We start from the raw sequence: 26,222 nt of genomic DNA, 5'->3' as shown, positions 1-26,222 counted from the left end.
CTTACTAATTACGCTTTCTCGGCTTTGTTCTTTGTGTCTTGAACTTCCGAGCGAATGGCTTGCGCCAGCGTCTTTAAATCCTGCATTCCTTTGCGAACGCGGGTACCGGCAGCTTGGTTATTTTTTTCGTAGAACTTTTCGAAATCACCTTCCAGCGACATAACCAAATTCTTTACTTCATCGAAGCGTGCCATAGCGATACGTATGGGTTTAAGTGTGAAAAAATGCCCAAATTCCGCTAAAAACGCGGTTTTCGGCTGAAATTTAGTAATTCTCCCATACAGCGCAATAGGCGAGGCAAAAAAATAGCTGAAAAATGCAATTTTTTTACAAAAATGCTACTCAGTAGCTGCTCCGGCCGACACTTCTAGCGTTTCTGGAGCCACAGGGGCGATATTTCCCCGGTAAACACCTTGCTTAAGCTTTTCTCCAATTTGCGAGAACGCATTCAGGGTATATTCCACGTCTTCAAGCGTATGAGCAGCCGTTGGAATAATACGTAACATAATGGTTCCTTTTGGCACAACCGGGTAAACAACAATGGAACAAAATACGCCCATATTCTCCCGTAAATCTTTCGTCAGTGTAGCGACCTCAGCCACCCCCCCTTCGATATGGTGGAGGAAAACTGGCGTTACTGGCGACTGAGTATCCCCGATATCAAAACCACGCTCACGAAGGCCGGTTTGTAGGGCCCGAACGTTAGTCCACAGCTTATCCCGATACTCCGATGAGTTCCGGATCATGTCTAGCCGCTTTAGCCCGCCAACAACGTAAGGCATTGGTAACGCTTTGGCGTACGTCTGCGACCGCATATTGTACTTGAGGTACATGATGATGTCGTGATCAGCCGCGATGAAAGCACCTATGGCTGCCATTGACTTAGCAAACGTTGAGAAGTACAGGTCAATGCCATCCTGGCAACCCAACATCTCGCCCACGCCTGCACCGGTTGCACCCATTGTGCCAAAGCCATGCGCGTCGTCGACCAATAAACGAAATTCGTATTTTTCTTTAAGGGCAACAATTTGATCCAGGCTACCTACCTTTCCCGACATACCAAATACGCCTTCTGTGATTACCAGGATACTGCCTCCTTTTTCGGCGGCTTTTTTGGTAGCCCGCTGGAGGTTCTTCTCCAGGCTAGCCATGTCGTTATGGTTGAATTTATAGTACTCCCCCAGTTTGGCTTTGTGCAGCCGGATACCATCAATCAAACAGGCATGACACTCTGCGTCATAAACAATTACATCGCGGTGATCAACTACGGCCTCAATTGCCGACATAACCCCCTGGTAACCGTAGTTTAAAAGAAAGGCGTCTTCTTTGCCAACAAACTGAGCTAGCTCCTGCTCAAACTGTTCGTGAAGTTCGCTATTCCCGGACATCATCCGAGCCCCCATCGGGTAGGCTAGGCCCCACTGCTCAGAAGCTTCAGCATCAGCCTTACGGATTTCCGGGTGGTTAGCCAAACCAAGGTAGTTATTCAGGCTCCAGTTGAGCACTTCTTTACCACGGAAACGCATGCGTGGTCCAAGCTCACCTTCGAGCTTAGGAAAAGCGAAATAATGGTGACCATTAAATTCCCGTGATGGTGAACCAATGGGTCCTAGATTGGTGCGCAGTTTCTCAAATAAATCCACTTTTTGTTATTGTTTATCAGGCAAAACCTTCGTTTTCTTACATGGTAAGTGCAAAAATACGTTTTACTTTTGGTAGCACAAACGCATCCCGTAAAATTCAATTTCATAATCGTTTTGCAACAAACTCGTAATATTGGTCAGCTGTGGTCAAAAGTGGTCAGGTATTGAATGCATAATTCTACCGGATCACGCTTGACAACAGCTGACCATCTTTGACAATCTTATGACCATAAATAAACTTCTTATTGCCAATCGGGGAGAAATTGCGCTACGTATTATGCGAACTGCCCGCGAAATGGGCATCAAAACTGTAGCTATCTACTCAGAAGCCGACCGCAACGCGCTTCATGTTCGTTACGCCGATGAATCGGTTTGCGTTGGCCCAGCTCCTTCTGCGGAATCCTACTTACGAGCCGACGTTATTATCGACGTTTGTAAACGGTTACAAGTAGACGCCATTCATCCTGGTTACGGTTTCTTGTCGGAGAATGCCAATTTTGCTCGAGTGGTGCGCGAAGCCGGGCTGATTTTCGTTGGTCCCTCGCCAGAAGCTATTGACATCATGGGAAGTAAGCTAGCGGCTAAAGCTGCGGTTGCCAATTATAATATCCCTATGGTGCCGGGAACGCCCTCGGCCATCACCGACCGCACTGAGGCCAAAGCAATCTCAGCGCAAATCGGTTACCCGGTTTTAATTAAAGCTAGCGCAGGTGGCGGTGGCAAAGGCATGCGCGTGGTTGAAAACGAAGCCGACTTTGACGAACAAATGGATCGGGCCATAAGCGAAGCCTTATCTGCATTCGGGGATGGGTCGGTGTTCATTGAAAAATACGTGACGTCACCCCGTCACGTTGAAATTCAGGTCTTAGGCGATCAACACGGTAATATTATTCATCTGTTCGAACGCGAATGTTCCGTACAACGTCGCCACCAGAAAGTGGTGGAAGAGGCTCCCTCGGCCATCCTGACGCCTGAGATTCGCGATGCCATGGGTCGGGCCGCCGTTGATGTAGCCCGAGCTTGTGGTTATTACGGAGCTGGAACGGTTGAATTCATCGTCAACGACAAACTTGATTTCTATTTCCTGGAAATGAACACCCGGCTTCAGGTTGAGCACCCCGTCACGGAACAGATTACAGGGGTCGATCTGGTGAAGCAGATGATATACATCGCCGAAGGTAAGCCGCTCACAATCAAACAGGAAGATTTACAAATCAAAGGGCACGCTGTAGAAGTGCGGGTTTATGCCGAAGACCCCGCCAATAACTTCCTGCCTGACGTCGGTACGCTCGATACCTATGTCCGCCCACAGGGCAACGGCGTCCGCGTTGACGACGGCTTTGAGCAGGGCATGGCCATTCCTATTTACTACGACCCCATGATTGCCAAGCTCATTACGTATGGTGACAGCCGCGAAGAAGCCATTCAGAAAATGATCCGGGCGATCGACGAATACCAGATCTCGGGCGTTCAGACTACGTTAGCGTTCTGCCGATTCGTGATGGAGCACGAGGCTTTCCGCTCCGGTCAGTTCGATACAGGCTTCGTGTCGAAGTACTTTACGCCAGATAAACTTATACCTGAACCGGATGCCACAGAGGCTGAGTTGGCGGCCGTGTTAGCGGCCTGGTTAATAAACACTCAGAAGCCAAAGAACAGTGAGACAGCTGTTCAGGTAGCTCACTCAAGAAGTAAGTGGAAAGAAAGACGGTTAAATTCAAATTAAGTACAGTATGATTTGTCAACAAACGAAAAAGGATGCTGTACTCATCAGCATCCTTTTTCGTTTGTTATGTATTCACCTACAAAAAGCTTCGAATCTTCTCCGCGGTTTCAGCCAGTTCCTCCTGGCTTGGCTTCATTTTGTTGTTGAAATTCATATCCGCCATCGAGTTGAGCGGAATCAGATGAACGTGCGCGTGGGGCACTTCTAAGCCGACAACCGCTACGCCGATCCGCTTGCAGGGAATCGCTTTTTCGATAGCCGGAGCCACTTTCTTGGCGAAAGCCATTAAACCAGCATACAGCGCATCGTCGAGGTCAAAAAGGTAATCGACTTCCTTTTTAGGGATAACCAGCGTGTGGCCAGTCGTCGTCGGCATTACGTCCAGAAAAGCGAGATAATCGTCGGTTTCCGCGATTTTATGCGACGGAATGTCGCCAGCCACGATCCGGGAAAAAACAGAAGGCATTTTCAATAATTAGTTATCAACCAGCAGTGAACAGTTATCAGCACATCAGTGAATCCACTGGTCAGTGCGGCTGATAACTGTTCACCAAGCTTAGCGTGCGATTTCGACAACTTCAAACTCCATAACACCCGCTGGAACCGTGATTTCAGCAATATCGCCGACACGCTTACCCAGCAGTCCCTTACCAATTGGTGAGCCAACCGAAATCCGGCCCGACTTCAAATCAGCTTCTTCTTCAGATACCAACGTATAAAGCATTTCAGCGCCGTTTTTTTTGTTCTTGATCTTTACCTTCGACAAAACCGATACCTGAGAAGCATCAATGGTAGATTCATCTAATATACGGGCATTAGCGAGCACTTCTTCAAGCTTTGAAATCTTCAGTTCATGAAGGCCCTGCGCATCCTTGGCGGCATCGTATTCAGCGTTTTCGCTAAGATCGCCTTTGTCACGCGCTTCGGCAATCTGGCGGGCAATCTCGGCACGGCCTTTCGTTTTCAGATCATTTAGCTCAGCCTTGAGCCGGTTGAGTCCTTCTTCTGTGTAATATGAAATCTTTCCCATAATACGTTACGTACTTACTCGTTTTTCACATTGGTTTAGGTCACTCCTTAAAAACAAAAAAACGGTACACCGACCGTTCTGCAACCAAATTGGTTTTCTTTGCAGCCGCGTCAGTGTCGCCGTCGGTATACCGAAGCGAGCGGTTTTGGAATGTGGTCGTTTGCTCGTTGCATAAACAGAGCTGTTTGTCGGTCCATTACGTTCTGACGCGACGCGTTTGGAGTGACGCGTCTGTGAGACAAAAATAGAAATACTTCCCGGCTATATCAACAAGTAGCCGACTTGCTTATCAAAAACTGATTAATCGATTCATGCCACAACCGCTTCGCATCGTGTTCATGGGTACGCCCGATTTTGCGGTTGCCAGCCTACAGCGACTCCTCGGAGCAGGCTGCAACGTAGTAGCTGTCGTTACCGCCCCTGACCGACCATCGGGCCGGGGCTTGCAATTATCCCCGTCGCCGGTAAAAAAAGCCGCTGAGGCCGCTAACTTACCCATTCTGCAACCCGAAAAACTTCGTGATCCTGCGTTCTTAGAAGAACTAACCAGTTATCAGGCTGATTTACAGGTTGTCGTTGCTTTTCGGATGCTTCCCGAAGTGGTCTGGTCAATGCCTACTATTGGAACGTTCAATTTACACGGTTCATTGTTACCACAATATCGGGGGGCGGCTCCTATCAACTGGGCCATTATTAATGGTGAAACACAAACGGGCGTAACCACTTTCTTTATAGAAAAAGAGATTGATACAGGCCAGATGATCTTTCAGGATGTTGAGCCAATCTACCCCGACGACACGGCTGGTACAGTCCATGACCGGCTCATGGAACGGGGAGCTAGTTTAGTAGTCAAAACGGTTCAGGCCATCGAAGCCGGTGAATACCCACGAACTCCTCAGCCAGTTGCCGATGACCTGAGACCAGCTCCTAAACTCAGCCGAGAAACGACTGAAATCAACTGGAATCAACCGGCTCGTACGATTCGGAACTTTGTCCGAGGCTTGTCACCCTTCCCGACTGCCTGGACGTTAATAAACGGTAAGTTTTTTAAAATATACAGCGTTTCGGTGGCTAACGAATCGCCTTTCACGGCTGAACCTGGTGAGGCTTACACGGATAACAAAAAAACGATTCTGGTTCGAGCGGCAGATGGCTGGCTATCGTTAGACTCCTTGCAAGCAGAGGGAAAACGGCGGATGACAGCGGAGGAGTTCTTACGAGGGAACCGGCTTTAGTAGCTTTCACGTAGCGTGCACCAGCTTTTTGGGTGATCGCTTTGCAGACGTCATGAATACAACTCACCCATTACCGACAAGGGTATGGTAGCAATTTACTTAGTACAACAGCATGAAAATCAGCCTTATTTCGGCCGTTGCTCAGAACCGAGTCATTGGCCGTAACAACGATCTACCCTGGCACTTACCCGACGATTTCGCGTTCTTTAAACGAAAGACGAGCCACCATCCCATAATTATGGGCCGAAAATCGTTGGAATCGCTTGGCAAGCCCTTACCAAACCGAACTAACATTGTTATTACTCGTAACCAAGATTTATCGCACCAGGGCGTAACAGTCGTTCATACACTTGATGATGCGATCACTGCAGCGAAAGCCGTCAATCAGAAAGAAATATTTGTGATCGGTGGAGCGGAAATCTATGCACTTGCTTTACCTATCGCCACAACAATGTATCTCACTGAGATTCACAAACCCTACGATGGCGACTCCTATTTTCCTGAATTCAATAAAGAAGACTGGCAGGAAGTAAGCCGGCAAACGCACTCAGCCGACGAACGGCATGAGGTAGCCTTTGATTTTGTTGAATACGAACGAAAAAGCGGCCAGTAGTTTGCTGGCCGCTTCTCTATTAATTTTCAGAATCGAGAATCTTCTTTTTCTCCTTTTCGTATTCGTCCTTCGTCAAAATACCATCGTCCAGAAGTTTCTTAAGGTCACGCAAACGAACGGCTTTTGAACTCGACACCGATTGATCATTAGCCAGTGGCATGGTAGCAACTCCTGGACTGTCTGTTCCAGCCATTGGAACGAGTTCGTATGTCCGAGAAGGGTTGTATTTCATCGTCCATAAAAACGGAAACAATAAGAAAAAGCCACCTATAATGGCCCCCGCATCTGCCTTCTCGTCCCTTGAAAATGAGCTATTTAATTGCTGATAACCTTCTTTTTCCAATCGGACGAACGTAGTACTCCCCACAATTTTAGTGTCTGTGTGGGTATAGGGCGTTGTACCAACCAATGAGCTGTTCAGGTAAACTTTTGCACCGCTTGGATTTGATTGAATCACGGTAGAGCTAGCGCAGCTTTCTAGCAAAATTAATGCGGCAAGCGCCAACGGAAGTAGACGGGTTTTGAGAGGCTTCATAAAAGGTTAAAATAAACATATTTATGAAGCAAGTATATTGCTAAATCAGATGAAATACAATAACTCAAAGCAGTTACATTGATTAACAATAGTAGCGTAACATAAGCCTTAATGCGCCTTCTCTAATGAGGGCATTATCCCTTCATAAAGCGTACTAAACCCACCTCGATTAGTAGGAACGCGAGTGCCGCCAGCTAGAAATGATTCACTTTTATTTATAGTAGCAGTTGTAAATCAAAAATAAATCCAATCAACACATCCTCACCCGATAAGCTTTCGTCGAATCCATGACGAACATGAATTGAGCCATCAGCCCGGTAGATACGCACCTCTTGGGCTTTTGGGTCAATCAACCAGCCCAATCGACAGCCATTGTCCACGTACTCACGCATTTTCGCGTCTGTGTCCTTAAGTGAATCAGATTCACTCATTAACTCAGCCACAAAATCAGGGCAAAGAGGTGGAAACTTACGGCGCTGTTCAGGCGTGAGGGTATTCCATCGGCTACTAACAATCCAGGCGGCATCAGGACCACGAGTAGCCCCGTTAGGCAAGCGAAAGCCCGTCGATGAATCAAAGACAAATCCAGATCGGCTCTTCCTGTTCCAAATCGTTAGTTCAGCGGTTAGTTCACTGTTACGAATCCCGGATTCACCACCTGTTTGTGCCATTGGCTTTATGTTACCCGACGCATCCCGTTCAAATTTATAATCAGCATTCTCCTGACAGAAGAAGTAAAATTCGTCGTCTGTCATATGACGCATCTGCTCGAATATATCGATACCCGGTTCAAAGGGAATAGGAAACACGATACCCGCCATAAGTATATGCGTTAGCCGTTTGTCAAATCTACCAATTTATCCCTTCATAAAGCGTACTAAACCCACCTCGATTAGTAGGAACGCGAGTGCCGCCAGCAGAAAGTATTTCCACAAGCTTTTACCCAGATTCTCCTGCTCTAGTATCTGAACAAAGTCGCCATCCTGAATACTGTCAAACACCTCAACGTTGGGTTGATTAGCGAATACCCGGCGTAATTCGTCAGCCGAATAAAAATCCATAGCCGACTCCTGATTACCGTGATTGAAAGCTAGTAACCGCTCGGTTTTGGGGGGACCAGTGCTGTTATTTAATTGTAGTTCATAATAACCAGCTTCAATTTCCTGACCAGCAGCTAGCTCATTGCTCTTGGGCATTTCGAGCAATAGTTGGTTGCCCACAACACGTTGCACAGGTATGATCTCCAGTTTGTCACGCTTCAGTTTGTAAACCGTCCGCTCTGATGGATCATTAACCGGAACAGCCAGTAGGTTATCGTCAAACGAATAAGCGGTTCGCTGCGGACGAACACTCAGCGCGGCTATCTTGTACATAACAGGCACAAATAAGGCATGTTCAGCAAAATTGCCGTATTGAGTCGCCAGAGGGTTAGCCAGTACATATACATTGCCCTGACGCCCAGCCGTACCTCCAACTCGAACCTGGGTTAACAATGGGCTACCATCGCGTAGACTCAGTAGTCGTTCGCCGGCGCTCCACCGCCATACGGGTGCTGCACTGGGCATATTTAGCGGCTCGGATTGATAACTCTGTTGAAACACATCTCGAAAGAAAGGATTACGTCGATCAGGCTCAGCAACCGGTAAAGGTGTAGCACTCACGCCTGGCGCTGACGCCGTAACTTGCACAACACCTACTCCTAACGCACTTAAAAATGGCGAATACGATGAAGCATCGGGAGTTGCCGGTGGAATAATGGCCAGGCTTCCTCCTTGCCGAACAAACCGCTCCAGTTCTGTACGCAATGTACCGTTTACCTGGGTTACGCCTTCGAGCACGACTAAATCGGTTTCTTTTAGTTGGCCTACATCGAAGTTTTGAGCGTTAAAGCTACGCTGAACAAACAAACTGTCGTCAGAATAAACAGTCTGCACATAATCGGTAGGACCTTTTTGGTCAAACAAATGCAACACCCGAACCGCCGGCGAAGCCTCAATCACAAAGAAGTACTGATTATCGAACGTAATTGGGTAATCTTCGAACACGATCCTTCCCCGATGGTAGCCCTTCGATGTCACATTAAAGTTTAGGGACACCGTTGCCGAGCCACCAGGAGGTATAGTAGCCGAAGCCGTTGACGTTTGCGTATCGTCCAGGTACAATCGTATAGGCAAATTCTTTACGTTCTCGCGGCCACCATTATTTAGTTGTACGTTGATGCTGTTATTCTGCATCTCTCGAATAAACGGCGTACTAAGCCATACAGAATCTACGTAGACATTCTTAGTTGCCTGCGCGTCGAGAGGCACAATAAACAGTCGATCCGTAGTATCAATTTTAAGTCGCGACAGATCGCCTACCGTACTTTTTTGAAAATCAGAAAACCAGAACAACTGATTACGCCCACCTGGGTTCAGGCTTGCCAACAGATTACGTTGGCGTTTGTAAACAGTTTCGAGGGTTCGTGGCGTGTGGGCAAACCGTACCGACGTAACGCGATCCCGAATTGCTTCAGCCGTACCGGCTTGTTGTTCAGCAGCCGAAAAATCGTTAGTAAGCAATTGCAGTGACGTCGCATTGCGAAACAGCGTCAACAGTTCGTCCAGCTTTCCCGTAGCAATATCCAGGTAACGTTTTTCATTCCGCTCGTTCTGCATACTGAACGAATTATCGAGATATAAGCTAGTGACGCCCTGACGCGATAAGCCTAACTTACTTTTGCTTGGAATGAAGGGTTGGGCGAAAGCAAACACCAGACAGGCCAGAAACAAACACCGAGCAGCAAGAATAAGCCAGTGTTTTAACCGCCGAAACGATTTGGTTTCAGTCTGAACAGTACGCAGCAAGGCAACATTGGTAAAAAACACCCGGCGCGTCCGGCGAAAATTAAATAAGTGAATGGCAATGGGCACCGAAACAGCCAGCAGACCAAACAAAAAAGACGGATATAGGAAACTCATTCAGATTGTGATCTCTACGTACTAACGACGCTGATGGGGGCTTTGGTTTAGCAACGCCCAAGTTAATCAGAACTATGTAAGTTTACTTATGCATTGGTTATGAAAAAGCCCCAAATGGTCATCCATTTGGGGCTTTTCAAACTATTTACGTTGACTATAGTGTTCGCTTCACTTCTTTTAGTTCAAAGCTTTCGATCACATCGCCTACCTCGATGTCGTTGAAGTTCTTAATGCTCAAGCCACACTCGTAGCCCGACCGCACTTCGTTAACGTCATCTTTAAAACGTTTCAGCGCACTAATCTCGCCAGTATGTACCACGATGAAGTCGCGGATGATACGGATCTTGTTGTTACGCTTAATATTTCCTTCGGTCACGTAACAACCGGCTACGGTACCGACCTTACTAATCTTGAACACCTCACGCACTTCAACATTACCAACGATAGCTTCTTCGACGGTCGGAGCCAGCAGGCCTTCCATAGCGTCTTTCACTTCGTTGATAGCATCGTAGATGATCGAGTAAAGACGAATCTCTATCTGTTCTTGCTCGGCCAGCTTACGCGCACTTGACGACGGACGAACCTGGAAGCCAACGATCACAGCATCTGAAGCCGATGCCAGCAAAATGTCTGACTCAGAAATCTGCCCAACAGCTTTGTGAATAATGTTTACCTGAACTTCTTCAGTTGACAGTTGTAAGAGCGAGTCTGACAAAGCTTCAACCGAACCGTCCACGTCACCTTTCACAATAACGTTCAACTCTTTGAACGAGCCGATCGCTTTCCGTCGGCCAATTTCTTCAAGCGTGATGTGTTTCCGTGTCCGCAGTGTCTGCTCACGCAAAAGCTGTTCACGTTTGTTCGCAATTTCACGAGCTTCGCGCTCCGTTTCCATTACGTTAAACTTATCGCCTGCTTGTGGAGCACCCGGCAATCCTAGTATTTGCACAGGCTGCGCGGGCCCCGCTTCTCTGATACGTTCGCCCCGGTCATTCGTCATGGCCCGGATACGGCCGTAGTGAGCGCCAACCAGCATGATGTCACCCTGACGGAGCGTACCATTCTCAACAAGAACCGTTGAAACATAACCACGGCCCTTATCAAGCGAGGCTTCGATAACTGTACCTAAAGCACGACGGTTGGGGTTCGCTTTCAACTCAAGTAACTCGGCTTCCAGCAAAACCTTTTCCAGTAATTCGTCAACGCCCATTCCAGACTTCGACGATATTTCCTGTGCCTGATATTTACCGCCCCATTCTTCAACGAGCATATTCATGGCGGCTAACTCTGTACGTATTTTTTCAGCGTCTGCCCCTGGTTTATCCACTTTCGAGAAAGCGAATACAATCGGAACACCCGCTACCTGCGCGTGGTTGATAGCCTCACGCGTTTGGGGCATGATGCTGTCATCGGCGGCAATCACAATAATAACAACATCGGTTACTTTTGCACCGCGTGCCCGCATTGCCGTAAAGGCTTCGTGACCTGGCGTATCCAAGAACGTTATCATTCGATCATCGCTGGTCTTTACGCTATATGCTCCAATGTGCTGCGTGATACCACCGGCTTCACCAGCCGCAACTTTCGCCCGACGGATGTAGTCAAGTAACGATGTTTTACCATGGTCAACGTGGCCCATGATCGTTACAATCGGCGCCCGTGGCTGAAGCTCTTCGGGTTCGTCAGCTTCCACATCAACACCGGCTTCGGTTTCATCTTCGGCCGATACAAACTGCACATCGTAACCAAACTCGTCGGCAATAACCGTGATAGCTTCAGCATCTAACCGCTGATTAATCGAAACGAACATACCCAAGTTCAAACAAACTGAGATGACTTCGTTGATCGATACGTCCATCAATGATGCCAGATCGTTGGCAGATACGAACTCGGTCACCTTCAGAATCTTTGCTTCGAGTTCCTCCTGTTCGCTCAGCAGACGACGATCTTCTTCGCGTTGGTTTCGGCGATCACGTCGGCGGTCAGCACCCCGGTTTGGCTGGTTGCCCTGCATCCGGGCATTAGTCTGCTGAATTGCCTTCCGGACATCAGCCTGCGTTGGTGCTTCACGACGGTTGTTACCACCTCGGTTAGCGTTGTTACCGCCCCGATTTTGGCCATTACCTCCACCATTACGGTTGTTAGGGTTGTTACCACCTTGGCCACCTCGATTGGCATTATTGGTATTGTTGCCACCCTGGTTCTGGCCATTACCAGCCTGACGATTAACAGGTGTCTGGCTCCGATCGCCTTCGCGTTGACCAACTTGCCCTTGGGTTTGTGGGCGGTTATTATCCCGCTCGCGCTGGCCACCCGCCTGGTTACGGTCGCCTTGCGGACGATCGCCCTGAACCCGATTTGCCGGACCACGATCTCCTTGTCCATCCCGTGGCGGACGATCGTTGCGGTTGTTGTTACCGCCTTGCCCCTGTGGTTGGCCACCACCCTGCTGGTTAGGCTGTCCAGTACTACCAAGAGCACCTTCACGGCCACCGCGAATACGTTTACGCTTTTTCTTATCAGCATTGCTGCTGCCGCCACCACCGCCACCTTGACGGGGGTTGCTGACAGGCAACTCAATTTTACCAAGAATTTTCAGACCACCTAGCTGATGACTACCAGCTGCCCGGATAGTTTCAGTTACGTTTTCCGGCTCATCAGCAGGCGCTTCTGGTTTCACCACAGGCGTCTCTGCTTTGGGTTGATTATTCGGGCGGTCATTATTCCGATTTTCCTGTCGTGGCTGGCTCTCCTGAGCTGGACGAGCAGCAACCGGGGTTGAGGCCGCTGGTTTAGGCGCTTCTGTGCGCACTACCGGTTGTTGTGTCTCAACCTTGGCAACGGGAGGTACAGGTGCCTGCGGTTGTACCGGTTGCGGCTTAGGAACCTCTACCTTCGGAGTCTCCACACGAGGTGTCTCCGCAACAGGAGCGCGTTCTTCTGTCGGAATTGGTGCTTCAGCAGGGGTTGGCTTTGGTTGAGCTGGCTCAACTTTCGCTTCTACAACTGGTGTAGGCGCTGGCTTCGGAGCCTCAACAATTGGTTGAGGAGCCACGGGTTTTGGCGCTTCACTAGCACGGACAGGAACTTCAGGTTGAGTAGGGGCAACTACTGGTCTCGCTTCCTGAGGAGCTGGAGCTTTCGCTTCCGGTGCAGGTTGCGGTGTAGGTCTGGCGTTTAAATCAATTTTACCCACCACTTTCAAACCGGGCAGACCCGTCTGGGCAGTCTGCGGGGTTGGCTTGGGCTCCGCCGACGCTGGTTTAGGAGCTTCGGTTTCGCCATTGGCCCGGCTGGGGGTATCGGTTTTAGCGCCCCCGAGGGGACGACCTGCGTCATCACGACGGTATAAAATAACATCTTCCTCCTGACGGCGCGGTGGCTCAGCAACCGCAACCGATGGTTCGGCCCGGCGAGCTCCGGTCAGAAGTTCCGTTGATTTATACTCCTTCGCTAACACCTCCAACTGTTCCATGTTGAGTTTGGTGTTAGGGTTACTATCGACCTTAAACCCTTTGGCAGACAGACGACTCACAACCGAGGATGTCCCCGTGTTGAGAATTTTTGCCACTTGGCTTAGGCGCATTGACTTATCTTCTGCCATACGTTCGGTCTATATTCCGCAAATTTAATGGTTGTTGATATGGTATGAACAACAGTTACAGCAATAAAAATCCCTCGGTTCTAATAATGGATGACGAATACTGTAAAATGAACCCTTTGCTCCGTGGATAAAACCATAGTTCAGGGTTCATTTTACAGTATTCGTTATTCAAATTCTTGTCGCAGGATACTCAAGATCTCTTCGACGGTATCTTCTTCCAAATCGGTCCGGCGAACCAGTTCTTCTTTACTCAGCGCCAGCACACTCTTGGCTGTATCGAGACCAACTTTCCGAAGTTCATCGATCATCCACTCATCGATTTCATCAGAGAACTCCATTAGGTCAACGTCTTCGTCGTCTTCCTGACCTTCATTATCACGGAAAACATCAATCTCCATGTCGACCAACCGGCCAGCCAGCTTAATGTTTTGGCCTCCTTTACCAATGGCCAACGATACTTGGTCAGGCTTCAGGAAAACCGATACACGTTTGGCGTCGCGATCAATCTGCATCGTGCTAATCTTGGCCGGGCTAAGTGCTCGACTGATTAACAGTTCAAGGTTTTCGGTGTAATTGATAACGTCAATATTTTCGTTACCTAACTCTCGAACAATGCCGTGTATACGTGACCCTTTCATACCTACGCAAGCACCTACAGGGTCAATACGGTCGTCGTACGATTCAACAGCTACTTTAGCCCGCTCACCCGGCTCCCGAACGATCTTACGAATCGAAATTAAGCCATCATAAATTTCGGGAACTTCAATTTCAAACAGGCGCTCCAGGAACACTGGTGAAGTGCGCGACAGCACAATTTTAGGCGTGCCGTTGAGCATTTCGACCCGGCTGATGACCGCCTTTACTGCTTCGCCTTTCCGGTAGCGGTCCTTCGGAATCTGTTCCGTACGTGGCAAACTCAGCTCATTATTCTCTGAGTCAACCAGAATAATTTCATGCTTTAACAATTGATACACTTCAGCACCAACTAAATCCCCAACCTGATCTTTGTATTTCTGATAAAGGAGTTCTTTCTCCATGTCCTTTATCTTCTGAATCAGCGTCTGACGTGCCGTTTGAACCACGCGACGGCCAAAATCTTCCAATTTAACCTCTTCGGCGACTTGCTCACCTACCTCAAAGTCATCCTGTATTTTACGCGCTTCAGCAAGAGGGATTTTATCGTAATCCCAGATGTCTTCAGAGTTGTCGTCTACGATTTCACGTGTCCGCCACATCTCCAAATCTCCGCTTTCAGCGTTAATAATTACATCGAAATTTTCGTCGGTACCGAATTTTTTACGAATCATTGTCCGGAAGACCTCTTCCAGAATGGCGATCATGGTAGGCCGGTCAATATTTTTCGACCGGGCGAAATCGGCAAACGATTCGATTAATAATCCACTGGTCATGGTAGTTTAAAGTTGATCAGTTGGTTAATCAGCGAGTTAATCTACTTTACTGACAACCATTCACTGACTATTTGAATGATAGTACTACGTTCGCTTTCTTAATCTGTTCGAAGGCAATCGGCGTTGGGCCAACAGGTGGTGCTTCCTCAGTCAAGTTAGCTTCTTTTTTCTTTTTACTCTTGGATTGCTTCTCCGCCTGAATATCCAATATAATGTGATCATTCGCAACGGAGTCTAATTTACCGGTTCGGGTGCTTCCGTCAATCAACGTTACTACTAACTGGCGTCCAACATTACGGACGTACTGGCGTTGGAACGTTAATGGGTAGTCCACTCCCGGCGATGAAACCTCGAGCGTAAATGCGGATTCTCCGAAAAAATTTTCTTCGTCCATCTGCGCACCTAGCCTACGACTAATGTCAGCGCATTCGTCAATCGTAATTCCAGTATCACTATCCAGCAGAATAATCACTTTGATACGACCACTCGGCCGGCCAACGACTTGAACATCAACAATATAAAATTGATCTCCGTTTAAATACGGTTGGATCAGTTCGGAAACGCGTGCTTTATCGTCCATAAGGTAGGGCTAACAAAAAAGGGAGTGCGACTCCCTTTTTTAAACAACGCCATATGGTTTTTGTGCCACAAAGATAATACGTTTCTGCTTGTATAGCAAGCCCTTGCTTTTGCTCGATTGTGGTCATTCCAGCCATTATGCCTTATTTTTGACTCTCAATGGGGATTCCCCAACCAATGACGATATGACAGTAAGAGCACGAGTTGCCTATTTCGTTGCCTATTTTTTCCGGTCGTTGCTATGGTCACTCAACCTACTACTAGGCTTATACACATGTTTGGCATACTGGCTGCTTTATAAGCTACCAGTTGAGCACTGGACAGCCGGTATGGTCATGATCACGTTGCCTGTAGCCTGGCTTTTGAATTTAGTACTGGTATTTTTCTGGTTAACGACCCGTCCCTGGCGTAGTTGGCTTTCCGGATTGGTTTTAATGATTGGCATCGTTTTGTTTGGACCACGTACGTTCGTCTGGCACCAACCGGTTGAGTTAAGTGGTAAGGGTACACCTTTAAAAGTATTTAGCTACAACGTAGAGTCATTTGGCTTAGATAGCCCCTGGGAGCGCTACCATAGCTCACCCCGAGTTCGTAGAATAGTCAATTATGTGCTACGTTACGATGCACCGATTAAATGCCTGCAAGAATTTTATATATCGACCAGCATACCTGATTACAATGTCGTTCGACGCATGCGGCAAGCTGGTTATAGTTACTCGGTTCTGCTACATCCTGAGCTCGCCAACGCTCCTGACGGACCCATTGGTGCAGCCATTTTCTCAATTTATCCGATTATTCATTCGGGCCGGGAGACATTTAATGGCTTCAACGGGTTAGTTTGGGCCAATATCAAGGTTGGCAACGATACTATCCGCGTCATTAATGTTCACTTGCACTCCATGGGTATCCGAGTCGGCAGAGTGCTAAACCAAGAGGAGCTTACGGGGGTCAAACACGAAACACGGGGGGTGTTGAGCGCCTTGCGTACAGGATTTATTGAACGCCGGGAAGAGGTAGCCAAAGTTCAGCGACACATCCGGGAAAGCGAATTTCCGGTAATCGTGACAGGCGATCACAACGACACGCCTTACAGTGTCGTTTACGAACGTATGCGACAAACACTACCCAACAGCTTCGAGGATGCCGGTCGTGGATTCGGCTTTACCTATAACCGCCTGCCCGGTTTTATTCGAATTGATCATCAATTCCATGACCCCAAACTGCGTATCCTGAACTTTGAAACAATCAATTATATAAGCTACTCCGATCATTACCCAATTGTAGGCACGTATCAGTTAAAGTAGCAGAACGAATGCTAGTTGAGTACGACTTTCCACTTACTTCTCTAACCTACGGATGTGCATTTACCCACTCCTCACCATCCGTAAAAACCTCTTTTTTCCAGATAGGTACGGTTTGCTTAATCGTATCGATCATATATCGACAGGCGTCGAAGGAATCGTTCCGGTGGGCCGTAGCGACGCCAATCAGCACTGCCATTTCGCCGATCAGCAACGTGCCTTTGCGGTGAATGATGGTATAACGTAGCAACGGCCAGCGACGATGGGCCTCATCGGCAATCTTCTGCATTTCGCTAATGGCCATACGATCATAGGCCTCATACTCAAGCCGGTCTACGGGTCTCTCTTGTGTATTATCACGAACGACCCCCAGAAAGAGATCAATAGCTCCTGCTTGATCTGATTGAAGATATTTTAACGCTGAAGCCACGTCGATGGGATCAGTAGTGATGGCAATCATAAAAAAAGTTAGTAAGCCTATAATTGAGGAGTCAAACTATCGACAGCGTAAACTGTTTATCCTCCGCTAACCGGTGGAATTAACGCTATCTCGTCTCTACTGGTAAGCACTTGAGTAGGTTCGGCATACTCCCCATTTACTGCAACAAGCAGCGAACGAACCCCGGCCAAACTAGGGTATTGTTGATGCAGTCGTCCGAGTAACTCCTCTACATTGGCCCCCTCGTGCAGTGGTACCGAAATTGCAGATTGCCCGGTTAAGTCGCGAACTATACCAAATAAGAGCACCGAAACGGATGAATCCATAGCTTAAAACAGCGTAAACAATAATACTGAACTAGTTTTTTAAACGAAGTTACAATTCAACTAACAAAAAACTGTGCCACTACCCGAAAGCAATGGCACAGTTAGTTTCTTGGGTCACCCTCAATATGTAATTTATTTCGAGTTATCTAACTTGCGTTCGGCCTTTTCCATTTTACGATCGGCTTTGTTGAGGGCTTTGTTAGTACCATCTTTAACGTCCTCTTTCGTATTTTTTGCGGCCTTTGATACTTTCCGACCAGCTTTTTGAGTGCCCTCTTTTACATCTTCTGCAGTGTTCTCAGCAGCATTTCCAATTTTACGGCCTGCCTGCTTAGTTTCCCGGCCAATCTTATCACCAGCGGCATCGGCTGTCCGACCAGCCTGACGAGCTGTTTCTTTCGCGTTTTGTTTTGTATCCTGAGCCGATACAACAGCGATCGTGAGGGCCAACGCAGCCGTCAGCATCATTAATTTTTTCATAATCGTTGAATTAGTTTTGTGTAGTAACACTATACGTTTAACCGTTCAACGATCGAATTGTTTACGATGCTCCGGCTGATTCCTTACTCTTTATGCTTGAAGACTTTGACTTGATAGACGTAGTCTTGCATCCGCTTTATTTGCTGCTTACGCGGCAAATTTGCCAGCGTATTTTTTCGATTGAGACGTAATGGTTGCCCTTTAAGTGAATCTGCAGGAATGGTATTCAGCGCTTCGAGCAGATAATTTGTTTTTACGGCGAAGCTTACCCCTTCTGACGTGGTCTGTTTACCACTGATGATGCCAATAACATTACCTTTCTCGTCGAGAAGCGGGCCGCCTGAATTGCCAGGATTCACACTAATGGCAACCTGGTAAGCCGTCGAATCTCCACGATAGCCAGTACCTGAACTGAGGTACCCTTCTCCATAAACGATTTCTTCACGTGGATAGCCAAGAGTATAAACACGCTCTCCTAAGTCAGAGGTATGCCCATCAAAGCTATAAGGAACTGGGGGTAATGACCGAAAAGCACTATCGTCGCACAACTGTAAAATTGCCAAATCATGGGCTTGGTCGGTATGCACAACCCGAGCTTTATATACTTCACCTTTTGCACTCTGCACATAAACCGAATCGGCCTCACGAACAATATGGTTGTTCGTAACAAAGTATCCATCGGCTGTGATCAGAAAACCAGAGCCAGCCACCTGAGCCGGATTAACACTTAAGGCCCGGCTTCGTCCGTTTAAATCACTCAACAATTTACGTTGCGATGATTTAACCGCCTGAATCTCCTTGCTTAATAAACTGTACTGCTGCTCCTGCTGTTGATGCCCCTGTTGGTACGTTCGATATAAGAAAATCGAGCCGAACGTTGTGATAACAGCTACCGACGCGGCTACCGCCAGCGTTGTACGATACGTACGCCAGAGCGTGCGAATCTGCCCAGACTGGTCAGAGCCCGACTGATACAAACCGATCTCTTCACGCATAGCATCCATATCCAGGTTCGCTTGAGCCGCTGTCAGACGCTGTTTGAACTGGATTCGTTCGCCGTAAACGCGCAACGCGTTTTCAATGTCTTTTTCCTCGTTCGTTTCCATCTTGGTAGGTACAACTGCACTCTTGTAAAGTTCTTTGGTGCAGAGCTAATTCGCAGTAGCGGTCAGCTTGGCGCACAGAACCATACGCTTTCACAGTTTCATTTTATTGTTTGTATTCCGAAAAGAACAACCGCTTCAACCGCATTAAACACTTATACTTTTGCGTCTTGGCGTTATCTGCGTTTGTGTAGCCGAACTTTTCTGTAATGTCCTGCATGCTCAGATGCTGAATATAAAAGTCTTCCAGCAACGTCCGGCACGGTTCTCCGAGCCGGCTAAGTGAGTCAGCCATCAAATCAAACTGACGGTCGCGCTCTTCATGATCAATTATATCTTCATCAATTTGCCGGGCTGCATCTTCATCAGTAGCGGGCATTTCTACGTCGCGTACCATAAATCGGCTACGTTGTGTTAATTGCTTTAGCCACAAGCGCCTGCCCACCGAATATAGATACGTCTTTAATTGACAATGTAATTCAAGCGAACCATTCTTTACTTTCTCATATACCACTACCAATACTTCCTGGTAGATGTCTTTAGCGTCGTCTTCGCTGCCACTATTGCTGGTAACGAAGTGGAGCACCATTGGGAAGTACCGGCGATACAACTGGGTAAGTGCATCATCAGAGCCATCGGCCAAGCCCATCAACAACTCCTCATCGGTCAATACGGGCCGCCTACTTTCCTTCATTGTGTTGGGTCATTGCTTAATACGGGAAACGTCTCAGACGTAACCCAAAAAAAAGATAAAAAAAGTTTAAAAACGTTGGGTTACCTTTCACTCTATGGAGTATTAACGTTGACATTGATTCATTAATCACATATAAACAAAAACACTCCAAAACTATGAAAGCAATCACGAAATCCGCCTTCTTTTTCATGGCTATGATCGCCCTTGCAACTTCTTGCAGCTCGAAAAAGACTGAATCAGAAAGCACGACCACGACCGATTCGACCTCTACTATGTCTTCAGACTCATCTTCGACGATGGCTACAGACTCTACGATGGCTACCGATTCGGCTTCGACGATGTCGTCTGATAGCGCGAAGTAATTAAACTAAGGCACAACTGCCGGTAACATTGCCGACAACGCTATAAACGTTTGAAGGCCCTCTGAGCAATCAGGGGGCCTTTTTTGTGAGCCCGCATAGGTATGTTTATCAAAGCATGCCAAGTTGCTTATTTCAGTAGTCCTTTTAACTGGTTCATTTCGCCAGTAGGTACTGCTCGTTCATATAGAATATTGTAGACTGCCTCAACAATTGGCATGTTGACTTTAAAGCGCTGGTTTACTTCGTAGATGCTTTTTACAGCATAATACCCTTCGGCAATCATGTTCATCTCAGCTTGTGCTGACTGAATCGTGTATCCCCTGCCAATCAGTGTCCCAAAAGTTCGGTTACGGCTAAACGGTGAATAAGCCGTTACAAGTAGATCGCCTAAATAAGCTGAGCCACTCAGATCACGGTGTTTAGGGTAAATGGCATCTACGAATTGGCGTATTTCCTGCATGGCGTTTGACACAAGTACCGCCTGGAAATTATCACCATATCCTAATCCACGTGTGATACCACAAGCTAAGGCGATAATGTTCTTCATGACAGCGGCATACTCAATACCATAAATGTCATCTACGGGTGTGGTCTGCACAAATCGGCAGCGTAGTAGCATAGCCACTTCTTCCGCGCAGCCAGGGTCCTGCGAGGCAATGGTCAAATAGGATTGCTTTTCTAAAGCGACCTCCTCAGCATGGCACGGACCGGCAATGACTGACATTTGGTTTGCCGGAACGTTATATTGATTGCTGACCCAGTCGGTTACTAACTGATTGGCGCCTGGAATCATACCTTTGATGGCCGACACTACACATTTACCCGTAAAGTGTTCAGGTTTAACACCTGTTAGTGCATCGCTCACAAAAGCTGCGGGAACAGCTAAGATAACGTACTCACTATCCCGAAAGGCTTCCCGAATCTTTGTACAGACCTTGACCTTCCGGGTGTTGATCTGTACATCGCTCAGGTAACTAGGGTTGTGGCCGAATTTTTTGATATGATCCGCATCCGATTCTTTACGGAGCCACCATTTAACATGTACGTTGTTTTCGGATAATATCTTGATTAATGCTGTTGCCCAACTCCCCCCCCCTACCATAGTCAGACGGGTTGGCGGTTGGCTTGATCCGGAAGCTGACCGGTTACTATATTGAGATTTCATAAAGTAAAACTACAACACCTCTTTCAATTTAGGGTACCACTGAATTCGTGCATCGGTTTCGCGCTTGGCCTGAGCTTGTAGCAGACGCATCTTTAACCGGATACAAAAGCACCTCGTGACTAATTAAAGTTTACCCAACAAGAAAGAGCGCTGGATACGTCCAGCGCTCTTTCTTGTTGGTATGTTTTGAGGAAGCTTATTCCGAATCTTTCTCTTCTTTCTTTTTAGCCTTGTTCGGATCACGTTTCACAACTAGATCGCCGTTCTTAAGTTTCTTGGAGACAGCAATAAAAGGTCCTGAAATAATCTGATCGCCAGGCTTTAATCCAGAGATGACTTCTATGTTCTCAAAATCGCTGATTCCTGTTTTAACCTCTCGCTGGGTAGCTTTCCCTCCTGCGTTAACGAATACAATCTCTTTGGGCTTTTCTTTCTTGGCCGTCTGGTTAGCAGGCTCGTCGACTGTTCCATTTTGCCGTTCTTCCGGCTTGTCGTCGCTTGCTTCAGCATTGGCTCCGCGGGTGGTAACGGCTGCAATTGGTACAGCTAGCACTCCTGACTTACGATCTGTAATAATTTCGACCGAAGCAGTCATACCTGGCTTAAAAGGGTATCCTTTTTTATCTTTCTGGGCCAGCAAGTCGGCGTATGAATTGTTCAGAATCTTGACTTTTACCTCAAACTCCGTTACCGCATCGGCAGACACAGATGAAGCCGCGCCTGATCCAGATGAACTAGCTAAGCCATTGGCCGTGTTAGCCACTTCATACACAATTCCTTTGAATTTCCGACCCACTGTCGTGTATGAATCCACTTCAATATCGGCTGTATCACCCAGGTTCACCCGCACGATGTCATTTTCGTTGACGTTAACTCGTACTTCCATATTTTGGAGGTTAGCGATACGCATAATTTCGGTACCAGCCATCTGCGATGTACCTACAACCCGCTCACCTAATTCAATATTAAGCTTAGAGACCGTGCCGTTCACCGGCGAATAAATGGTTGTTTTGCGCAGGTTTTCGTTCGCATCCCGCAAACTGGCCTCAGCGCTCTGTATATTAAATTGTGCAGCCCGAACACTGGCCTGGGCCGCTTCAACTTCCTGCTTTGCTACGTTATAATTAGCCTCGCTGGTCTCAAAGTCAGCCGAAGAAACTACTTTGTCGTTGAACAGCTTTCGGTTACGGTCAAAGTCGGCTTTCGCCCGAATCAACCGCGCACTCGACTGAGAAACGGATGCTTTCGATTGCTCCAACTGCGCCCGACTCTGGTTTACGGTTGCCCGCGCCCGCGCCAGCAATGACTCGTAGTTATCGGGACGGATTCGGCACAGCAGCTGGCCTGCCTTAACGGGATCACCTTCGTTAACATACAGGCCAATGATTTCGCCGGATACGTCGGGACTGATCTTTACTTCAACCTGGGGCTGCACTCGTCCCGATGCGCTAACTCGCTCCGTTATGTCGATACGCTTGACCGTTGCAAAATCAACCTCTGTTGACTGCGGTTTGCCAATTATACCAGTTTGCTTAGCAGCTACTAAGCCTACAACGAGCAGGACGACCAGCCCACTCAATATCCACCAAATGCGGTTTGACTTCTTTTTCATGATGAGTGCATGAGCAAATAATCGAATGAGGAAAAGGTTCTGGTGCGAAGTTATTCGCTCTTTCGCTTATTCGCTCATTTACTCATTAAAAACTAAGCGGTTTATTCTGATAGTAATCTAAAATTTTGGTTCTAAACACATAATCATACTTAGCTTGTACTAAGCTGGCGCGAGCACGATCAAGATTTGTTTTGGCAATGCTGTAATCTGTGGCGTTAATGGCACCCGCATTTAATCGGCTCTCGGCAAATTGAAAAGCCCGTTCCAACGAGACCACCTGCGCCTGCGTAGCCCGATAGCGATTTGCCCCTGCCCGCATGTTTGTATAAGCTGTTTCGATTTGCTGACGTAATGTTAGCCGCGTATTCTGTGCTGTAAGTTCAGCGTTCTGTTGCTGAATTTTAGCCGTTGTAATGCGATTACGAGACAGATTACCTTGAAAGATAGGAACCCGCAGAAATAGCGAAAGCGACTGATTGAAGTTATTATTGAGCTGATCAATGTAAGTGATATTGCGAGTGTCATAGCCCGGCGCTGTTGCATAAATAGGTTGCTGAGCTCCAGTTGGATCCGTATAGAAAGCAATAATCTGCTGTGTCTGCTGTATTGACCCGTTCGGTACCTGTTGTTTACTAGCGGCACTAGAATAAATACTGCTCAAGTTACCATTGAAACTTAACGTTGGGTAAAGCCCTCCTTTGGCGACCTGAACACCTAAAGCAGCACTCTTAACGCGTAAATCGGCCCCCTTTATTTCGGGCAGGTTGCCAACAGCTATATCAAAAATTTGTTGAACGTTCTCGGTGTATGGATTCAGGCCAGGGTCTGGTACATTGATCGGCTCTACCTCAAAAGCTTGATTGATTGGTACGTTCATAGCCTGCAGTAAAGATACTTTGGCCAGGTCAAGCGTGTTCTGCGCATTCACAATGTCCAGTTCATTGCTGGCTAGGGTTGCCTGAAGTTCCAGCAAGTTAGATTCTGGAACAGATCCTGCGTTGACCAGTTTTTGTGTACGATCGATCTGCGCCCGGGCAACATCAGCCTGCCTTTGGGCAACAAGGAGCTGCTCCTGGCCAGTCAGAACATTCAGATAACTTTGAGCAACTGTCAATGATACGTTGTTTCTGGACGCGGTCAATTCCTCTTGGCTAGCTTTAAGGCTTAGATCATTTTGTTTAACGGTGTTACGTAGTACCATACCGTTATACAGGGTTGCTGAGGCATTTAGTTGATAGCTACCCGAAATAATGGTTTGTTGTACGAATTCGTTGGATTGCGGGTTGATACTCCGTCCTCCGTTCACGCCTTGGTTTGCCTGAAAATTGGTTGTTGGCAGCAAATTAAGCCGTGACTGTCGAAGTTGAAGGTCACTATTTGCTACCGTCAACTGTCCTTGCCGAACAGTGATATTGTTCTGCTGGGCAATATCAATACATTGCTGGAGATTCAAACGAGCTGAAGCGCTAGAAGTAGGTACTGCGCTTTGATTACCAGTCGTGACGGCTCCCGATGTGTTACTACTCTGCCCGTATGTTATCGACAAATTAGTCGTTAGCCAGAAGGTCGCAACGACCCCAATTTGCCTCCACGCCACTTGCATACACATAATTTTTGATGGTTCAATGTTACAAACTTACCTTAGGCGCTGCTATCGTTTTGGGATAAACGGCGCAAAACAAGCATGAATCTGGTTTATAATTCGGATATACTACCCGAAGAAAAATTTTACGTTGAGCTAAATGACCGTGCCTTCCAATACGGCGACGGTCTTTTCGAAACAATTCGGTATGAGAACGGGACACTTTGGTTCTGGTCAGATCATTACGACCGGCTCACGGCCGGCATGAAAACGCTGGGGCTCACCTATCCCGATGGGTTCGACGTACCGTTGCTTTATCAATCCATTTTACAGCTGTTGTCATCAAACGAGCTTTCTGATCAAACCGCACGTGTCAAAATTCAAGTCTGGCGCCAAACGGGTGGCTTGTATACGCCGACAACCAACTGTGCGAACGTTCTGATTACGGCTCGACCCGGCTCGCCCTTCGCTATCACACAAAAAACGAATGTTGATCTTTATCCTGCGTTTCGGCTGGCACCATCCCCTGTCTCATCGTTCAAAACGTTGAACTCGTTGCCTTATGTACTTGCCGGTGTCCACAAACAAAGCATGGGGCTCGATGACGTTATTTTGCTCGATACCAATGGGCATCTGGCCGAATGCGTTGCCTCTAACTTGTTCTGGCAATCCGCCGATACGCTCTTTACTCCCTCGTGTCAAACAGGCTGCATCAATGGCATAGCCCGGCGGCAATTGCTACGTATGTTTCCTAAGGCAGAAGAAGGTTTCTTCTTACCTGAAATCCTAAAAAAAGCAGATGTAGTTTTTGCCGCAAACGTTATGGGGATCCAAGTATTTCAGGGCCAGTTTAGTCCCCAATATTACCAACAGCTCATGCAGGTGTTTACAGCAAAGAGCTTGTAAGACCCACCTGCCTAGCGGCTGTTAGCTTAAATTTGTGTTCCCATTGCTTCAGGTACCAACCAGCCGTCTTTTAGTCGTACGATGCGCGTACCATATTCGGCATTAACTTCCGAGTGGGTGACCTGCACAATCGTGACGCCATCTTTCTGATTCAACTCCCGGAAGAGTTCCATGATGTCGCGGGCTTGGTCGGAATGCAGGTTACCCGTTGGCTCATCAGCGAAAATTACGCTTGGTTCAGCCGCCAGGGCTCGAGCGATACCAACCAGTTGTTGCTGCCCGCCCGATAGCTGCGACGGAAATAAATCTTTTTTGGCGACCATATTGAAACGGTCAAGTAGCTCAGCGACGCGGCTTTTACGTTCTGATCCGTTCAAACCTTTGTAGAGCAGCGGTGTCTCTATGTTTTCATAAACCGTTAGCTCATCAATCAGGTGGTAGGCCTGAAACACAAAGCCGATCTGCGTCCGGTGGAGTTCCGTGCGTCTCTTCTCAGATAGCTTCTGTACAGGCTGATCTTCAAAGAAATACTCACCCTCAGAAGGTTCTTCGAGAAGACCCAGGATGTGCAGCAATGTAGACTTTCCTGACCCTGATGGCCCCATGATGGAAACAAACTCACCTTGTGCAATCTCAAGATTAATGTTTCGTAACACATAGACCCGACCAAACCCGGCAGGATAATACTTGGAAACGTTGTTAAGTTGGATCATAGTCCGATATTTTGAAATGATTACGTTCTCTTCCGAATGACTTTACTGGTGACAGCCGTTTTAGCGATCGCGTGAAAACTGTAAAGATATTGGCTGTTTAGCTAAAAAACTGTTATAGCCCGCTCTTCTTTGGGTCATCTAATATACCTTTTGCCTAGGATGGTCAAGTGTCGTGCCAGAAACAAAAAGGGATTGACTACCAGTT

Annotated in this window: 24 protein-coding genes; 5 read left to right on the top strand and 19 right to left on the bottom strand. The window is 47.5% G+C overall.

Annotated elements, in window-relative coordinates:
* Positions 1–8: 8 nt before the first annotated feature.
* Positions 9–194, bottom strand: a complete 186-nt coding sequence (locus ACFSUS_RS27095) for a histone H1 (protein WP_381527880.1) — start codon at positions 192–194, stop codon at positions 9–11.
* A gap of 144 nt (positions 195–338) precedes the next feature.
* Positions 339–1,643: an aminotransferase class I/II-fold pyridoxal phosphate-dependent enzyme gene (locus ACFSUS_RS27090; protein ID WP_381527878.1), complete on the bottom strand. Its 1,305-nt coding sequence runs from the start codon at positions 1,641–1,643 to the stop codon at positions 339–341.
* A gap of 223 nt (positions 1,644–1,866) precedes the next feature.
* Here ACFSUS_RS27090 and accC point away from each other — a divergent pair, with 223 nt between their 5' ends.
* Complete coding sequence (gene accC / locus ACFSUS_RS27085) at positions 1,867–3,369, top strand: acetyl-CoA carboxylase biotin carboxylase subunit (protein ID WP_381527876.1); 1,503 nt, start codon at positions 1,867–1,869, stop codon at positions 3,367–3,369.
* Positions 3,370–3,445: 76 nt separating this feature from the next.
* Here the strand turns inward: accC and ACFSUS_RS27080 are convergent, their stop codons facing one another.
* Complete coding sequence (locus tag ACFSUS_RS27080) at positions 3,446–3,835, bottom strand: HIT family protein (RefSeq protein ID WP_381527874.1); 390 nt, start codon at positions 3,833–3,835, stop codon at positions 3,446–3,448.
* 90 nt (positions 3,836–3,925) lie between these two features.
* The gene (gene greA, locus ACFSUS_RS27075) at positions 3,926–4,399 is read right to left on the bottom strand and encodes a transcription elongation factor GreA (protein WP_381527872.1); all 474 of its coding nucleotides are present in this window, start codon (positions 4,397–4,399) and stop codon (positions 3,926–3,928) included.
* 311 nt (positions 4,400–4,710) lie between these two features.
* Here greA and fmt point away from each other — a divergent pair, with 311 nt between their 5' ends.
* Positions 4,711–5,634, top strand: a complete 924-nt coding sequence (fmt, locus tag ACFSUS_RS27070) for a methionyl-tRNA formyltransferase (RefSeq protein ID WP_381527870.1) — start codon at positions 4,711–4,713, stop codon at positions 5,632–5,634.
* A 112-nt stretch (positions 5,635–5,746) separates the two neighbouring features.
* A complete protein-coding gene (locus tag ACFSUS_RS27065) occupies positions 5,747–6,247 on the top strand; it encodes a dihydrofolate reductase (protein ID WP_381527868.1) in 501 nt (166 codons plus the stop codon).
* A 19-nt stretch (positions 6,248–6,266) separates the two neighbouring features.
* Here the strand turns inward: ACFSUS_RS27065 and ACFSUS_RS27060 are convergent, their stop codons facing one another.
* From ACFSUS_RS27060 to ACFSUS_RS27035, 6 genes are all read right to left on the bottom strand, one after another.
* Positions 6,267–6,782 (bottom strand): PEGA domain-containing protein, encoded by a 516-nt coding sequence (locus ACFSUS_RS27060; protein WP_381527866.1) that lies wholly within the window; start codon positions 6,780–6,782, stop codon positions 6,267–6,269.
* Between the two features lie 215 nt (positions 6,783–6,997).
* On the bottom strand, positions 6,998–7,603 hold the full coding sequence (locus tag ACFSUS_RS27055; protein ID WP_381527864.1) for a Uma2 family endonuclease: 606 nt from the start codon (positions 7,601–7,603) through the stop codon (positions 6,998–7,000).
* Between the two features lie 36 nt (positions 7,604–7,639).
* Positions 7,640–9,742, bottom strand: coding sequence for a BatA domain-containing protein (locus ACFSUS_RS27050; protein ID WP_381527862.1), 2,103 nt, complete (start codon positions 9,740–9,742; stop codon positions 7,640–7,642).
* 154 nt (positions 9,743–9,896) lie between these two features.
* The gene (gene infB, locus ACFSUS_RS27045) at positions 9,897–13,346 is read right to left on the bottom strand and encodes a translation initiation factor IF-2 (RefSeq protein ID WP_381527860.1); all 3,450 of its coding nucleotides are present in this window, start codon (positions 13,344–13,346) and stop codon (positions 9,897–9,899) included.
* Between the two features lie 164 nt (positions 13,347–13,510).
* Complete coding sequence (gene nusA, locus ACFSUS_RS27040; RefSeq protein ID WP_381527857.1) at positions 13,511–14,755, bottom strand: transcription termination factor NusA; 1,245 nt, start codon at positions 14,753–14,755, stop codon at positions 13,511–13,513.
* 67 nt (positions 14,756–14,822) lie between these two features.
* Entirely contained in the window at positions 14,823–15,335 is a 513-nt protein-coding gene (locus ACFSUS_RS27035; RefSeq protein WP_381527855.1) for a ribosome maturation factor RimP, read from the bottom strand.
* 184 nt (positions 15,336–15,519) lie between these two features.
* Here ACFSUS_RS27035 and ACFSUS_RS27030 point away from each other — a divergent pair, with 184 nt between their 5' ends.
* Complete coding sequence (locus ACFSUS_RS27030) at positions 15,520–16,638, top strand: endonuclease/exonuclease/phosphatase family protein (RefSeq protein ID WP_381527853.1); 1,119 nt, start codon at positions 15,520–15,522, stop codon at positions 16,636–16,638.
* 46 nt (positions 16,639–16,684) lie between these two features.
* On the opposite strand, the gene ACFSUS_RS27025 is transcribed toward ACFSUS_RS27030, so the two are convergent.
* From ACFSUS_RS27025 to ACFSUS_RS26990, 8 genes are all read right to left on the bottom strand, one after another.
* A complete protein-coding gene (locus ACFSUS_RS27025; RefSeq protein ID WP_381527851.1) occupies positions 16,685–17,095 on the bottom strand; it encodes a molybdenum cofactor biosynthesis protein MoaE in 411 nt (136 codons plus the stop codon).
* Between the two features lie 56 nt (positions 17,096–17,151).
* Entirely contained in the window at positions 17,152–17,400 is a 249-nt protein-coding gene (locus ACFSUS_RS27020) for a MoaD/ThiS family protein (protein ID WP_381527849.1), read from the bottom strand.
* Between the two features lie 132 nt (positions 17,401–17,532).
* A complete protein-coding gene (locus ACFSUS_RS27015) occupies positions 17,533–17,880 on the bottom strand; it encodes a hypothetical protein (protein ID WP_381527847.1) in 348 nt (115 codons plus the stop codon).
* Between the two features lie 83 nt (positions 17,881–17,963).
* Positions 17,964–18,986: a S1C family serine protease gene (locus tag ACFSUS_RS27010; protein ID WP_381527845.1), complete on the bottom strand. Its 1,023-nt coding sequence runs from the start codon at positions 18,984–18,986 to the stop codon at positions 17,964–17,966.
* A 103-nt stretch (positions 18,987–19,089) separates the two neighbouring features.
* Positions 19,090–19,677, bottom strand: a complete 588-nt coding sequence (locus ACFSUS_RS27005) for an RNA polymerase sigma factor (RefSeq protein WP_381527843.1) — start codon at positions 19,675–19,677, stop codon at positions 19,090–19,092.
* A 489-nt stretch (positions 19,678–20,166) separates the two neighbouring features.
* Complete coding sequence (locus tag ACFSUS_RS27000; RefSeq protein WP_381527841.1) at positions 20,167–21,204, bottom strand: NAD(P)H-dependent glycerol-3-phosphate dehydrogenase; 1,038 nt, start codon at positions 21,202–21,204, stop codon at positions 20,167–20,169.
* 196 nt (positions 21,205–21,400) lie between these two features.
* Positions 21,401–22,816, bottom strand: coding sequence for an efflux RND transporter periplasmic adaptor subunit (locus ACFSUS_RS26995; protein WP_381527839.1), 1,416 nt, complete (start codon positions 22,814–22,816; stop codon positions 21,401–21,403).
* Between the two features lie 85 nt (positions 22,817–22,901).
* Positions 22,902–24,269 (bottom strand): TolC family protein, encoded by a 1,368-nt coding sequence (locus ACFSUS_RS26990; protein WP_381527837.1) that lies wholly within the window; start codon positions 24,267–24,269, stop codon positions 22,902–22,904.
* Between the two features lie 231 nt (positions 24,270–24,500).
* Here ACFSUS_RS26990 and ACFSUS_RS26985 point away from each other — a divergent pair, with 231 nt between their 5' ends.
* Complete coding sequence (locus tag ACFSUS_RS26985) at positions 24,501–25,304, top strand: aminotransferase class IV (RefSeq protein ID WP_381527835.1); 804 nt, start codon at positions 24,501–24,503, stop codon at positions 25,302–25,304.
* A 26-nt stretch (positions 25,305–25,330) separates the two neighbouring features.
* On the opposite strand, the gene ACFSUS_RS26980 is transcribed toward ACFSUS_RS26985, so the two are convergent.
* Complete coding sequence (locus ACFSUS_RS26980) at positions 25,331–26,017, bottom strand: ABC transporter ATP-binding protein (RefSeq protein WP_381527832.1); 687 nt, start codon at positions 26,015–26,017, stop codon at positions 25,331–25,333.
* Between the last annotated feature and the right edge of the window lie 205 nt (positions 26,018–26,222).

The organism is Spirosoma soli (genome assembly GCF_042684525.1).
GTDB lineage: Bacteria > Bacteroidota > Bacteroidia > Cytophagales > Spirosomataceae > Spirosoma > Spirosoma soli.
Note: the sequence above shows the minus strand (reverse complement) of the source record. Positions and strands in the feature narration are given on the sequence as shown.

Excerpts from the sequence above, each read along its gene's own strand:
- ACFSUS_RS27055 (WP_381527864.1), bottom strand. The coding sequence starts at position 7,603 with ATGGCGGGTATCGTGTTTCCTATTCCCTTTGAACCGGGTATCGATATA.
- ACFSUS_RS26985 (WP_381527835.1), top strand. The coding sequence starts at position 24,501 with ATGAATCTGGTTTATAATTCGGATATACTACCCGAAGAAAAATTTTAC.
- ACFSUS_RS27005 (WP_381527843.1), bottom strand. The coding sequence starts at position 19,677 with ATGAAGGAAAGTAGGCGGCCCGTATTGACCGATGAGGAGTTGTTGATG.
- fmt (WP_381527870.1), top strand. The coding sequence starts at position 4,711 with ATGCCACAACCGCTTCGCATCGTGTTCATGGGTACGCCCGATTTTGCG.
- ACFSUS_RS27000 (WP_381527841.1), bottom strand. The coding sequence starts at position 21,204 with ATGAAATCTCAATATAGTAACCGGTCAGCTTCCGGATCAAGCCAACCG.
- ACFSUS_RS27015 (WP_381527847.1), bottom strand. The coding sequence starts at position 17,880 with ATGAAAAAATTAATGATGCTGACGGCTGCGTTGGCCCTCACGATCGCT.
- greA (WP_381527872.1), bottom strand. The coding sequence starts at position 4,399 with ATGGGAAAGATTTCATATTACACAGAAGAAGGACTCAACCGGCTCAAG.
- ACFSUS_RS27020 (WP_381527849.1), bottom strand. The coding sequence starts at position 17,400 with ATGGATTCATCCGTTTCGGTGCTCTTATTTGGTATAGTTCGCGACTTA.
- ACFSUS_RS27010 (WP_381527845.1), bottom strand. The coding sequence starts at position 18,986 with ATGGAAACGAACGAGGAAAAAGACATTGAAAACGCGTTGCGCGTTTAC.
- infB (WP_381527860.1), bottom strand. The coding sequence starts at position 13,346 with ATGGCAGAAGATAAGTCAATGCGCCTAAGCCAAGTGGCAAAAATTCTC.
- ACFSUS_RS27060 (WP_381527866.1), bottom strand. The coding sequence starts at position 6,782 with ATGAAGCCTCTCAAAACCCGTCTACTTCCGTTGGCGCTTGCCGCATTA.
- accC (WP_381527876.1), top strand. The coding sequence starts at position 1,867 with ATGACCATAAATAAACTTCTTATTGCCAATCGGGGAGAAATTGCGCTA.
- ACFSUS_RS26995 (WP_381527839.1), bottom strand. The coding sequence starts at position 22,816 with ATGAAAAAGAAGTCAAACCGCATTTGGTGGATATTGAGTGGGCTGGTC.
- ACFSUS_RS26980 (WP_381527832.1), bottom strand. The coding sequence starts at position 26,017 with ATGATCCAACTTAACAACGTTTCCAAGTATTATCCTGCCGGGTTTGGT.
- nusA (WP_381527857.1), bottom strand. The coding sequence starts at position 14,755 with ATGACCAGTGGATTATTAATCGAATCGTTTGCCGATTTCGCCCGGTCG.
- ACFSUS_RS27095 (WP_381527880.1), bottom strand. The coding sequence starts at position 194 with ATGGCACGCTTCGATGAAGTAAAGAATTTGGTTATGTCGCTGGAAGGT.
- ACFSUS_RS27035 (WP_381527855.1), bottom strand. The coding sequence starts at position 15,335 with ATGGACGATAAAGCACGCGTTTCCGAACTGATCCAACCGTATTTAAAC.
- ACFSUS_RS27025 (WP_381527851.1), bottom strand. The coding sequence starts at position 17,095 with ATGATTGCCATCACTACTGATCCCATCGACGTGGCTTCAGCGTTAAAA.
- ACFSUS_RS27065 (WP_381527868.1), top strand. The coding sequence starts at position 5,747 with ATGAAAATCAGCCTTATTTCGGCCGTTGCTCAGAACCGAGTCATTGGC.
- ACFSUS_RS27030 (WP_381527853.1), top strand. The coding sequence starts at position 15,520 with ATGACAGTAAGAGCACGAGTTGCCTATTTCGTTGCCTATTTTTTCCGG.
- ACFSUS_RS27080 (WP_381527874.1), bottom strand. The coding sequence starts at position 3,835 with ATGCCTTCTGTTTTTTCCCGGATCGTGGCTGGCGACATTCCGTCGCAT.
- ACFSUS_RS27050 (WP_381527862.1), bottom strand. The coding sequence starts at position 9,742 with ATGAGTTTCCTATATCCGTCTTTTTTGTTTGGTCTGCTGGCTGTTTCG.